Raw genomic sequence first — 12,562 nt, 5'->3', positions numbered from 1 at the left:
ATGTTGAGAATCAGCCAGTACCTGCGCGCCCTGGCCGGCCACGGCCCTGCCCCGCGCACCAACCCACCGGGCAGCCCGCGCCCGCCGGTGGTGATCTGGAACCTGCTCAGGCGTTGCAACCTGACCTGCAAGCACTGCTACGCCACCTCGGCCGACAGCGTGTTTCGTGACGAGCTGGATACCGAAGCGGCCCTGCAAGTGATCGATGACCTGGCCGATGCCGGGGTCAAGGTGCTGATTCTCTCCGGCGGCGAGCCGCTGCTGCGCGGCGACCTGTTCCTGCTCAGTGCCCATGCCCGCGACCAAGGCATGTTCGTCGCCCTGTCGAGCAACGGCACGCTGATCGATGAGCGCAACATCGCCCAGGTTCGCGCGGCCCGCTTCGACTACGTCGGCATCAGCATCGATGGCCTTGAGGCCACCCACGATGCCTTTCGCCAGCTCAAAGGCAGCTTCGCCAGTTCGCTGAAGGCCATGCGCCTGTGCCGCGAACAGGGCATTCGCGTCGGCATGCGCACCACCCTGACCCAGGACAACCACGCCCAGCTGCCGGCTTTACTGGCGCTGATGCGCGACTGTGACGTGGGCAAGTTCTACCTCTCGCACCTGAACTACAGCGGCCGCGGCAAGCGCAGCCGCAAGCTCGACGCGCTGCAGCAGATGAGCCGTGAGGCGATGAACCTGCTGTTTGATCAAGCCTGGGATGATATCCAGCACGGCCGCGACAGCGACTTCGTCAGCGGTAACAACGATGCCGATGCCATCCTGTTGCTGCAGTGGACTGCGCGTCATCTACCCGAGCACTACCCGCAACTGGAGCAGATGCTGCGCGCCTGGGGCGGCAATGCCTCGGGCTGCGCCATCGCCAATATCGACAACACCGGCGAAGTGCACCCCGACACCTACTGGTGGCAGCACTCGGTAGGCAACGTGCGCCGCACGCCGTTCCGCACCCTGTGGCTGGAGCAGCCCGATCCTCTGCTGTTGCGCCTGCGCGAGCATCCCCGGGCCGTGACCGGGCGCTGCGCCGCCTGCCATTGGCTGAGCATCTGCAACGGCAACACCCGCACCCGCGCCTGGGCCGCCGGTGACCTCTGGGGCCAGGACCCCGGCTGCCACCTGAGCGATGAAGAAATCGGCCTGCCGCCATCGGCGCTCATTCCTTGCGTCACGCATTGACAACCTGACCGGGCAAGCCGCCGACACAGGCGGCGACCCGGCGCCCCTGATGATGGAACAAGGAACGCCCTCATGCATTGTGCCTCCGTTCTACCTGCCGCCCTGCACTCGCCCTTCAGCCCCGGCGAAGTCGCCCTGGTCGGTGCCGGGCCCGGCGATCCGCGCCTGCTCACCCTGCGCGCCTGGAGCCTGCTGATGCAGGCCGATGCCGTGGTCTATGACCGCTTGATCAGCAGTGAACTGCTGGCCCTGATCCCGCCCGCTTGCCGCCGCCATTACGTTGGCAAGATCAGCGGCTACCACAGCCTGCCCCAGGCACAGATCAACCAGTTGCTGGTCGACCTGGCGGCCCAGGGCCAGCGGGTGGTGCGGCTCAAGGGCGGCGACCCGTTCATCTTCGGCCGGGGCGCCGAAGAACTCGACTTCCTCCTGCAGCACGGCATCGATTGTCAGGTGGTACCGGGCATCACTGCCGCCGCCGGCTGCAGCGCCTATGCCGGGATCCCCCTGACCCACCGCGACCTGGTCAACTCCTGCCGTTTCATCACCGGCCACCTGCAACACGACGGCGCGCTCAACCTGCCCTGGCAGAGCCTGGCCGACAGCAGCCAGACCCTGGTGTTCTATATGGGCCTGGCCAATCTGCGGCTGATCACCGAGCAGTTGATCGCTGCCGGGCTTGCCGCCGATACCCCGGCGGCCCTGATCAGCCGCGGCACTTGCGCCGACCAGCAGGTGCTGCGCGGCACCCTCGCACACTTGCCAATGCTGGCGCGGCAATGCCCCGCCGCCACGCCGACGCTGACGGTGATCGGCAAGGTGGTCGGGTTGTTCGCCGAACAGGCGCTGCGCCACCCGGCGCACTTTGCCGGTGCCGCGCTTGCCGCCGAGGTCGCACCATGAAAGCCCTGGCCCTTGTCCCGCTGTTATGGATGGCTTCGGCGCAGGGCAGCGCGGCCCTCGACCAGGCCGCCCTGGACTATCAGCAGCATTGCCAGCAGTGCCATGGCGCCAATCGTTTCGGTGCCAGCGGCCCGGCCCTGCTGCCGGAAAGCCTGAGCCGGATCAAGCCCGCCGAGATTCGCCAGGTGATCGCCTCCGGCCGCCCGGCCAGCCAGATGAGCGGCTTTGCCAAGGTATTGAGCTCAGCCCGGATCGACGGCCTGGTGACCTACCTGCAACAGCCCCCGGCCACACCACCGACCTGGAGCGATGCCGAGATCCGCGCCAGCCACCAGGTGCTCAATGCCGTCGACAGTCTTCCAGGCACACCCCAGCACGCTGCCGACCCCCTGAACCTGTTCGTGGTCGTTGAAGCCGGCGATCACCACATCAATATCCTCGACGGCGACCGCTTCACCGTGCTGGCACGCTTTGCCTCGCATTTTGCCGTGCACGGCGGTCCGAAGTTCTCTCCCGATGGCCGCTTCGTCTACTTTGCCTCCCGCGACGGCTGGGTCAGCCAGTACGACTTGCACAACCTGAAACTGATCGCCGAGGTGCGCGCCGGGCTCAATACCCGCAACCTGGCGGTGAGCAAGGACGGGCGCTGGGTGCTGGTGGGCAACTACCTGCCAGGCAACCTGGTGCTGCTCGATGCCCGCGACCTGACGCCAGTGAAAACCATCGCTGCGGTTGGCCAGGACGGCACGCCGTCGCGGGTCAGCGCGGTGTACACGGCACCGCCACGGGACAGTTTCATCGTGGCGCTCAAGGACGTGAAAGAGGTCTGGGAACTGTCCAGCGCCGGCCAGCCCGACTTCGTGCCGCGAAGGATTGCGGCCGAGGATTTTCTCGACGATTTCTCCTTCTCGCCGGACTACCGGCAACTGCTGGCCACCTCCCGCAAGGCCAACGGCGGCCAGGTGATTGACCTCGATAGCGGCCAGGTGCTCAGCCGCATTGCCCTGCCCGGCATGCCGCACCTGGGCTCCGGCACCTGGTGGCGGCGCAACGGCGACTGGGTGTTCGCCACGCCGAACATCAGCCAGGGCCTGATCTCGGTGATCGACCTCAAGACCTGGCGCCTGATCAAGGAGATCCCCACCCTGGGCCCGGGCTTTTTCATGCGCAGCCACGCCAACTCGGCCTATGCCTGGACCGATGTGTTCTTCGGCCCCGACAACGACGCCATCCACCTGATCGACAAGCAGACCCTGGAAATCGCCCACACCCTGCGGCCGATGCCGGGCAAGACCGCTGCCCATGTCGAGTTCAGCCACGACGGCCGCTATTTGCTGCTGAGCATCTGGGCCAACGACGGCGCGCTGATCGTCTACGACAGCCAGACCCTCGAGGAGGTCAAGCGCATTCCCATGAACAAGCCCTCGGGCAAGTACAACGTCGGCAACAAGATCGAGTTCGCCGAGGGCACTTCGCACTAAACGGTGCGCGAAAACTGGCCTTTACGCCCACCGCCCAGGTAGGCGTCAAAGGCCATGGCGGTGTTGCGCATCATCAAGTGGCCCTGGGGCAGCAACTGCAAGGCGTGTTGATCAAGCGCCAGCAACTGGTCATCCACCTGCTCGGCCAGCTGCTCCAGGGCTTCGGCGAAGTAGTCGTTGAAGCAGATACCGTGCGCGGCCTGGAACCGGTCAAAATCGATGCGGCCATGGCACATCAGCTGGTTGATCACCTCGCGGCGCAGCAGGTCGTCGGCATTCAGGCGGTAGCCACGCTGGATCGGCAGCAGGCCCTGATCGAGCCACGCATAGTACTGGGACAGCAGCTTGACGCTCTGGCTGTAGCTGTCACCTACCTTGCCGATAGCCGACACGCCCAGGCCGATCAGGTCGCAGTCGGCATGGGTCGAGTAGCCCTGAAAGTTGCGCTGCAGGGTGCCATTGGCCCGGGCCAGGGCCAATTCGTCGTCCGGCAAGGCGAAGTGATCCATGCCGATGTACACGTAACCGGCGTCGGTCAGGCGCTGGATGGTCAGCTCCAGCAGCTCCAGCTTGCGCTCCGGCGGCGGCATGTCTTCGCGGCGGATCATCCGCTGCGCCCGCACTTGCTCGGGCAGGTGGGCATAGCTGTAGGCGGCGATGCGGTCCGGGCGCAGGGCGATGATCTTGCCCAAGGTCACGTCGAAGCTCTGCACCGTTTGCAGCGGCAGGCCGTAAATCAGATCGACGCTGACCGACTTGAAGCGCGCCTCGCGTGCTGCGGCCACCAACGCGTAGATCTGTTCTTCGCTTTGCCGGCGATTGACCGCCGCCTGCACAGCGGCGTCGAAATCCTGCACGCCGAAACTCAGGCGATTGAAGCCCAGGCCGCGCAGCATCTGGATTTGCCCGGTACTGACGGTGCGCGGATCGACCTCGATGGAAAACTCGTGATCGTCGCTGTCATCGAGGTTGAACGCCTGGTGCAGGCAGTCCATCAATTCGGCCAGTTGCGCGTTGCTCAGGTAGGTCGGCGTGCCGCCCCCCAGGTGCAGCTGGGTCAGCTTGCGACTGCGCTCGAACAGCGCGCCCTGCAGGGCAATCTCACGCTTCAGGTAGCCCAGGTACTCGGCCGCGCGATGGGTCTTGCGGGTGATGATCTTGTTGCAGGCGCAGTAATAGCAAAGGCTCTGGCAAAACGGGATATGGATATAGGCCGACAGCGGCTTGGGCCTCGGCGCCTGGTTGCTGGCCTGCACGGCCTGCAGGTAGTCATCGACGGCGAAGGCCGGGTGAAACTGCGGCGCGGTCGGGTACGAGGTATAGCGCGGCCCTGGACGGTCGTACTTTTTCACCAGGGCGCGGTTGAATTCAAAGGCTGGCATCGTGATCGACCCATTGCTGATGGAGGGAAAGCCCCGGGCTGCTCTGTTCGAACAGCTGGCAGATGGCATCCACTTCCACCCGGCCGGCGGGCAATATGCTGATGTAACGCGCTGACAACTCGACCAGCCCGGCCCGACTCATGGCCTCCAGCTGGCGCCAGGCGCTTGCAAAGTACTGGCGAAAATCCACGCCGTAACGGGCCTCGATGGCCTGGATATCCAGCTCCAGGTCACAGGCCAGGCGCTCGGTTACCCGCTGGCGCAACTGGTCATCCGCCTCGCAGCGCCAGCCTCGGCAGGTGGCCAACTGGTCGTTGCCCAGCTGTTGCAGGTAGTGCGCGAGGCTCAGGGCATTCTGCGCATAGAGTTCGTCGAACTGGCTGATCGCGCCCAGGCCCAAGCCGACATGGTCGCAGTAGCCGTGCCGGGTAAAACCCTGGCAATTGCGGCGCAGGCGCCCGCGTTCCTGGGCGATGGCCAGATCGTCGTCGGCGCGCACGAACTGGCCCAGGCCGATGTGCTGGTACCCCGCCGCCGGCAGTTGCTCAAAACAGATGCGCCGCATCAGCGCCTTGTCCTGCTCGCTGCAGGGCGCTTGCCGGGCACTGTGGGCGTAGCGCGCTGGCGCCTGGGCATAATCGAACACCTGCAGGCGGTCGGGCTCGAGCTCGATCAGGGTGGCAAGCTTGCGGGCGAAGCTGTCCGGGGTCTGCCAGGCGTGGCCATAGCCAAGGTCGACACTCACCGAGCGAAAATCGAAGGTGCGCGCAGCATCGATCAGCGAATGAATCGGCGCCGGGTTCTGGCAACGGGCTGCCGACGGCACACCACCCTGGCCGCCATCGGGCACACCGATGCTGACATGGTTGAACCCCTGGTCACGCAACAGGCCCATGGTCGCCCAGTCGGTGTGATGCAGATCGACTTCAACGCCGTAGTCACCCAATTCGTGTTGCAGAAAATTGAAGCGTTGGCGCAGTTGCCCCATCAACTGCTGCAGCACCTCGGGCCCTGGGGTAGCGCCGCTCAACTGGAACTGCTCAATGCTCTGGTCGGCTCCCAGGTGGCAGCCGACCAGCGCGATCTCCCGTTGCAGGCCGCGCAGATAGGCGTCTTGCTCCTGACTGTCGAGCCCGGCGGGCAGTTGCACGCCCAAGGACAACGGCCGGTGCTGCTGACGGCTGGCGCGCAGGGCGCGCAACACATCCAGCGAGCCGATGCCGGCATGAAACCTGCGGGTATCGGCATGCCTGCCGGGCTCTCCCGGCCACTGCCCGTGCGGGGTGATCTGCTGCCGGTGGCGATGGAGTGAGTCAAGCATGGCGGGGCTCCGAGACGGGCTACGGAGCATCAGTGTCCGCCCGGAGCGGCCCAGGGGCCTTGATTTGCATCAAGCGCGGCGCGGCTGGCTACCATGTCAGGTAGAACATGGCCTTGGCCAGCAGCAGGATCAGCAGCAGATGAACGAACACACTGTGATGAATGAACTTCACCCGGCCGCTGCTCATCTGCCCGCTGCGAAACCACAGCATGGCCACGAGAAAATGCCCCAGCACGCTGGCGGCAAGCATGATTTTCACCAGCAACAAGGTGCCGAACGACGAGCGCAGGGGCGTCTCCAGCAGCGGCACATAGCGCAGCCAGACCATCCCTACCCCGGCCCCGAACAGCACCAGCAGCACCCAGGGCATCAACTGCCGGGCGCGCTGGCCGATGGCCTGTTCCAGTAGCAGCATGAGCTTGGCCGGCAACTGCTTGCGGATGTGTTCAAGGAACAGCACCTCGAAGAACACCGTACCGATGAAGATCACCGCGGCGAACAGGTGCAGGGATAACAGCAGCGGGTAGAGCATCGGGGCCTCGGCGTGAGTCTGGCACTGGGCTCGAGACTAGCGCGGTGGCGGGGTGTGGTGGTTGACGGCAATCAACAAAGCCCGATCCCACAGTGGGTTTGTGTACGCCGGCCCTGTGGGAGCCGGACTTGCCGGCGATCGAGCGCGCAGCGGTCGTAATCCAGGCGCCGCATGATGCGTTGGCTGTACTGGCCTCATCGCTGGCAAGCCAGCTCCCACAGGTCTTGCACTGCCCCTGGGAGCACCGCCAATCCTGTGGGAGCCGGACTTGCCGGCGATCGAGCGCGCAGCGGTCGTAATCCAGGCGCCGCATGATGTGTTGGCTGGACTGGCCTCATCGCTGGCAAGCCAGCTCCCACAGGTCTTGCACTGCCCCTGGGAGCACAGCCAATCCTGTGGGAGCCGGACTTGCCGGCGATCGAGCGCGCAGCGGTCGTAATCCAGACGCCGCATGACGTGTTGGCTGGACTGGCCTCATCGCTGGCAAGCCAGCTCCCACAGGTCTTGCACTGCCCCTGGGAGCACCGCCAATCCTGTGGGAGCCGGACTTGCCGGCGATCGAGCGCGCAGCGGTCGTAATCCAGGCGCCGCATGATGTGTTGGCTGGACTGGCCTCATCGCTGGCAAGCCAGCTCCCACAGGTCTTGCACTGCCCCTGGGAGCACAGCCAATCCTGTGGGAGCCGGACTTGCCGGCGATCGAGCGCGCAGCGGTCGTAATCCAGGCGCCGCATGATGTGTTGGCTGGACTGGCCTCATCGCTGGCAAGCCAGCTCCCACAGGTCTTGCACTGCCCCTGGGAGCACAGCCAATCCTGTGGGAGCCGGACTTGCCGGCGATCGAGCGCGCAGCGGTCGTAATCCAGGCGCCGCATGACGTGTTGGTTGTACTGGCCTCATCGCGGGGCAAGCCCGCTCCCACCCACTCCAGGCAGGTACGCACCTATGACTCGTCATCGATGGGCGGGCCGCGACGTGCTTCCAGTAACGTCCTGGGCAAGGCAAACCCTTCAAAACTGCGCTGGGTGACCGGGTTGTTGGCCTTGTGCACACCGACGCGGTAGCGCATCAGGCCATCAGCCACGGCAAAGGTCAGGTCGACGCTGGTGTCGGTCCGGCCGTTGAGCTGGGCGCGGCTGAGCAGGCGAAACAACGACCAGGGCCCACGATAACTGAGGCTGGCGGTGTTGCCGCTGCTGTGCACCAGCGTCAGCTGGCTGGCGCTGGCACTGCTCAGGTCATTGGGCCAGACCAAGCCCGTGCGCTGTGGCGCGCCATGCCGGTAAGGCACCAACTGGCCATCGATGCTCAGCAGGCTGCTCAAGGCCAGGGGCTCGATGCTCAGTTGCACCGCCAGGTGGCCGCGGTTGTTGAAAAGGCACCCAAAGTGAAATGGCCAGAAGATCTGGATCTCGAATCACGGACGGCACCTTGAAGCCGCCTCCACGACCGGTACACATTCCAACCCCTACTCAGCGAAAAACGGAATCAGCTCCGGCGCATCTGACAGTCAAGCGCGTAGGAAGCCGTAGGACCCGTCTGAATTACCTCTCCTCTCTTGAGGCCTCAAGCCACACCCGCCTAGATTTCCCCCTGGGGCTTCCCGTGCAGCTCCAGCCCCAGGGCGCTATGCACATTAACGGCAAGGACGTCGACATCAATTGAAGGACCCACTATGGAATTTCGCAACCTGACGCCCTTTGCCGCGTTATGCTTCAGTGCGCTCGATACCCGGGGCAATGACTACCCCGTCGTAGTGATGAAGGTTGGCTATCGTCTGCAGCCCATCCCGGGCCAGCCAGGGCACTGCAGTGCCGAAGTGATGGCTGACGAGCCGATCCTGCTGTGCGCAGCCGATCGTTACTTCGGTGAACAGGGCCAGAGCAGCGTCTACGAAGAAAGCGACCTGGCGCCGTTCAAACCCCGCTGCGATGTGATCATCAACGGCCATGCCCACGCCCCCGGCGGCGAACCGACAACGTCCTGGACTGCTGGCATCCGCCTGAGCGCTCCATTGAGCGAACAGCCATGCACCGCACAACACGAAGCAGAACACCATGAGGCGCGGGGCATTCTGCTCGACAAGCACCTGCGCTTCAGCGGCCCTCGACACTTTGAGCATGGTCTGTTCAGCGGCTGGCGCTTGTCTGCTGCCGAGCCGGCCATCCGCGTGCCCTTGCGCTGGGAGTACGCCTTCGGCGGCAGCAGTGTGCTGCCCAACCCCGACTATCCGGACAATTGCGCCGAGCCGTACCTGCTCCATCAGGTCTGCTACAGCAATCCATTGGGCCGGGGCTGGATCGAAAAACGCCATGAGAAACACGCCTGGTCCATGGACGCGCCACTCCAGCGCCTGGCGGCCCCGCAAATCGAGGCGCTCGACAGGCCGGTCACCCACCTGCACGTCACCCACCATCCGGACGGCGACATCAGCGCCGCCGACATGGCCCAGCTGTCCGCCACCTACGGCTACTGCCCGGCAGGGTTTGGGGTGGTGGGCCGGGCCTGGGCGCCTCGCCTGGCCCTGGCCGGCACCTACGACAAAGCCTGGCAGAAAAAACCCTGGCCGGGGTTACCCGCCGACTTCGACTTTGCCTACTGGAACGCTGCCCCCGTCGACCAGCAAATCGCCTTTCTGCCCGCGAACCTTCGCATCGAACTGTTCAACCTTACCCCGCCTGCACTCAGCCACAACGGCCAACTCTGCGTGGAACTGCCCGAGCACCGGCCCTTTGTGCTGATGCGCCTGCACAGTGGCGAGTTGCTGCCGCTGCCGCTATTCACCGACACCCTGCATATCGATACCGATGCCATGACCTTGTCGTTGACTCACCGGATCAGCCTGCCCCGCCCGGACGACATTTGTGCACTGGAAGCCTGCTTCGATTTCGCTCCGTGCCCCCGTAGCTGAAAACTGCAAGCCAGCCTCTCCCGGGGCTTTTTCGTTTCTGCGCCGCTTTTGCAGTTCTGTGCGACACATCCCACTTCAGGTACTCCCGTACCAGCCCCTCTAAGTGGTAGCTTGGAAATGTTTTGTTGCACCCATCCTTTCTCATCATTTGCCTGCAAAGGAATGCCCCCCGCAATGAACTTCGCCCTGAAAAAACTGGCTGCGGCCACCCTGATGCTCGCTGGCCTGGCATCGATCACCTCGCCTGCCTATGCCAACATCACCCCACAGCAGAGCGCGGCCATTCTCAAGAGCTTCAGCGACGCTTCGGTCAAGGATTTCCGCCAGTTCCTGGCCAGTGTGGCGAAAAGCGAACTCGGCAAGGCCGACAAGCTCGACCAGAGCATCGCCGCCTTCCTGGCCAACAAGCAGCTGACGGCTGAACAGCAGAACGAAATCCATCGCCTGCTGGGGATCTATGCCCGGCTGAAGTACGGCGATGCGGCCACCCAGACCCTGCGTGAACTGGTGGCTATTCCGACCTTCCGCGTCGACGGCGTCGATCAGCACGACAACCCCGAATTCATCAAGATCGCCGAGAAGATCAAGAGCCTGGCCCAGGCCTTCAACCTGAACTTTCGCAACATCGACAACCGTGTCTATGAAATTTCCCTGGAAGGCCAAGGCGATGAAGTGGTCGGTATTCACGCCCACGCCGACGTGGTGCCGGTGACGCCGGAGAACTGGGTACTCAAGGACGGCACCCGTCTCGACCCGTTCAAGGTCACCCTGGTTGGCGATCGCATGTACGGTCGCGGCACCGAAGACGACAAGAACGGTATTGTCGTGGCGATGTACGCCATGAAAATCATCAAGGAAGAGAAGCTGCCGCTGGCACGCAACTTCAAGCTGCTGGTCGACACCACCGAAGAGACCACCGGCGACGCCATCCCCTACTACTTCGAGCGCAACCCGACGCCTAATTACAACCTGGCACTGGACGGTGGCTACCCGGTGGTGATTGCCGAGAAAGGCTACGGCACGGTCATGGCCAGCTTTGCCCGGCGCGCAGGCGATGGCCAAGGCGCTGAAATCACCACGCTGACCGGCGGCCTGGCCACCAACCAGATCCCTTCGACCTCGGTGGCGACCCTGGTGACCGACAAGCCCGCCGAGCTGGCTGCCACCCTGCAAAAAGCCGGCGCTGAGTATGCCAAGGCCAATGGCGGCAACTTCGAGGTCAGCGCCAAGGTCGATGGCAAGGACGTCAAACTGACCGTCACCGGCGTCTCGGCGCACTCCTCTGAACCTGAGTCCGGGGTCAACCCGGTGGCGCGGATGCTCGACTTTATCAACAGCCTCGACGGCAAGGTCGCGCTCAAGCACAACCACATCACCGACGCCGCCCGCTACGCCGCCGACAACTGGGGCCTGGACTACCTGGGCGGCAAACTGGGTGTCGGTTTCTCGGACAAGTTCATGGGCCCGCTGACCACCTCGCTGACCTACGTCGGCCTGGACGACAAGGCCTTGAAACTGGCCGTCAACCTGCGTGTGCCGAAGGGTAAAAGCCCGGAAGCCCTGAAAAGCGAAATCGCCGGCAAGCTGGACGCGTGGAGCAAGCAGAGCCGCATCACACCGACCTTCGACTACTCGATCGCCGAACCGATGTACCGCAACCCCGAGGGTGAATGGGTCAAGGCGCTGCTGGCAGTCGCCAGCGAAAACCTGGGGATGAAGCAGGAGTTCGGCACCTCCGCCGGCGCGACCTCGGTGCATGAACTGCCCAACGGCGTGCAGTTCGGCCTGGCCATGCCCGACGTCAAGTACACCGGGCATAACGACAACGAGTTCAAGACGGTGGAGCAGTTCCTTCTGGACCTGCAGGTCGTAACGGAAATGATGGGGCGTGTGGGACAACTGCCCAAGCTCTGACACGTCCGGCGGGCCCGCTGTTGTAGCGGGCTCGCCGGGTTGATCGGCTTACGCCGCTTCTTCAGCGCTATCACACCACTTGCAGGTTATGATCCACCACCGCCCCTCCATGGATTGGATCAAACATGCAAAAGACCTCGCCCCGGCCAAGATTGCTCAGGGCCACACTGCTGGCAGTGTCTGCACTGACCCTCGCCAGCATCAGTGGCTGCCTGACCAGCGAGCTGTATGAGCCGCGGGCCAGCGAAGAAGTCTATACAGAGCAGGTAGGCCAGCTCTATGTGACGGCTGACCAGAAGAGCTTTGTGGTACTGGGCAAAAAGTACCACTACTTCATCCTGGTCGAACCCGAGCTATTGCAGGCGATTCGCTCAGGGCTGCATGCCAAGATGCAGGCCGAGTTTCTGCCGGTCCACGTCAGCATGTATGAAACCCTGGACGGCGAATTCGAACTGAAGATCCCCGGGCTGGGGCAACTTGCAGCAGGCGAGGTCAACGAGGCAAAAGCGCTGGGCTTCGTGGCATCGGCGCAACAGGACGCCCTGCTGCATCGCTACAAAATTCAAGGCAGCCGCTTCAAGTCCAGCAAGGACATCAGCGCCCTTCAGGGCAGTACGCTGAAAAGCACCTATCCCCTTCAGGTTTCGGCCTACCGAAAAAAGAGCAAGGTCACTCAGGTACTGCTGACGCCGGTCACCGTCACTGCTGACGGCGTGCTGATGATCCTCGCCGCGCCGCTGCTGCCGGTGGCGTTCATGGCGGCTCAACCGTTTCGGGTCAAATAGCGGTTGTACACGCCAGTGATATCATTTTGATGTCAACTCATTTACCATCGCCGCGCCCTTCTGCGTGGCCCCGCCTTTTTTGTCGCTGCAAGGTCCAGCCCGCACGCAAGCGAAGCACACAAAACACCGTTAAAGGAATGAACCGTGAACCCCGTG

General features: G+C 63.8%; 9 protein-coding genes and 1 pseudogene. 6 read left to right on the top strand and 4 right to left on the bottom strand.

The annotated features are described in order from the left end of the window. From nirJ to LOY45_RS11615, 3 genes are all read left to right on the top strand, one after another. The gene (gene nirJ / locus LOY45_RS11625) at nucleotides 1-1,179 is read left to right on the top strand and encodes a heme d1 biosynthesis radical SAM protein NirJ (protein WP_258579165.1); all 1,179 of its coding nucleotides are present in this window, start codon (nucleotides 1-3) and stop codon (nucleotides 1,177-1,179) included. Between the two features lie 72 nt (nucleotides 1,180-1,251). Then, entirely contained in the window at nucleotides 1,252-2,082 is an 831-nt protein-coding gene (gene cobA / locus LOY45_RS11620) for a uroporphyrinogen-III C-methyltransferase (protein WP_115087156.1), read from the top strand. Then, a complete protein-coding gene (locus LOY45_RS11615) occupies nucleotides 2,079-3,563 on the top strand; it encodes a cytochrome D1 domain-containing protein (protein ID WP_134062356.1) in 1,485 nt (494 codons plus the stop codon). Before cobA ends, LOY45_RS11615 begins: the two co-directional genes overlap by 4 nt. Here LOY45_RS11615 and hemN read toward each other — a convergent pair. The 4 genes and pseudogenes from hemN to LOY45_RS11595 all read right to left on the bottom strand — a co-directional run. Further along, the gene (hemN, locus tag LOY45_RS11610) at nucleotides 3,560-4,945 is read right to left on the bottom strand and encodes an oxygen-independent coproporphyrinogen III oxidase (protein ID WP_115087158.1); all 1,386 of its coding nucleotides are present in this window, start codon (nucleotides 4,943-4,945) and stop codon (nucleotides 3,560-3,562) included. The two genes, LOY45_RS11615 and hemN, sit on opposite strands and share 4 nt — an antisense overlap. Continuing rightward, nucleotides 4,932-6,266, bottom strand: coding sequence for an oxygen-independent coproporphyrinogen III oxidase (locus LOY45_RS11605; protein ID WP_115087159.1), 1,335 nt, complete (start codon nucleotides 6,264-6,266; stop codon nucleotides 4,932-4,934). Before LOY45_RS11605 ends, hemN begins: the two co-directional genes overlap by 14 nt. A gap of 88 nt (nucleotides 6,267-6,354) precedes the next feature. After that, on the bottom strand, nucleotides 6,355-6,798 hold the full coding sequence (locus tag LOY45_RS11600) for a CopD family copper resistance protein (RefSeq protein WP_258579164.1): 444 nt from the start codon (nucleotides 6,796-6,798) through the stop codon (nucleotides 6,355-6,357). 941 nt (nucleotides 6,799-7,739) lie between these two features. Then, nucleotides 7,740-8,171: pseudogene (locus LOY45_RS11595) on the bottom strand (type VI secretion IcmF C-terminal domain-containing protein); the annotation flags it as partial. 300 nt (nucleotides 8,172-8,471) lie between these two features. Between LOY45_RS11595 and LOY45_RS11590 the strand changes: the two are divergent. From LOY45_RS11590 to LOY45_RS11580, 3 genes are all read left to right on the top strand, one after another. Beyond that, nucleotides 8,472-9,707 (top strand): DUF2169 family type VI secretion system accessory protein, encoded by a 1,236-nt coding sequence (locus tag LOY45_RS11590; protein ID WP_134063091.1) that lies wholly within the window; start codon nucleotides 8,472-8,474, stop codon nucleotides 9,705-9,707. A gap of 174 nt (nucleotides 9,708-9,881) precedes the next feature. Then, nucleotides 9,882-11,621, top strand: coding sequence for a dipeptidase (locus tag LOY45_RS11585; RefSeq protein ID WP_115087163.1), 1,740 nt, complete (start codon nucleotides 9,882-9,884; stop codon nucleotides 11,619-11,621). 125 nt (nucleotides 11,622-11,746) lie between these two features. Next, complete coding sequence (locus tag LOY45_RS11580) at nucleotides 11,747-12,406, top strand: hypothetical protein (protein ID WP_258579163.1); 660 nt, start codon at nucleotides 11,747-11,749, stop codon at nucleotides 12,404-12,406. Nucleotides 12,407-12,562 lie beyond the last annotated feature (156 nt).

Origin of the sequence: Pseudomonas wadenswilerensis (assembly GCF_024749185.1) — a bacterium.
GTDB lineage: Bacteria > Pseudomonadota > Gammaproteobacteria > Pseudomonadales > Pseudomonadaceae > Aquipseudomonas > Aquipseudomonas wadenswilerensis.
Note: the sequence above shows the minus strand (reverse complement) of the source record. Positions and strands in the feature narration are given on the sequence as shown.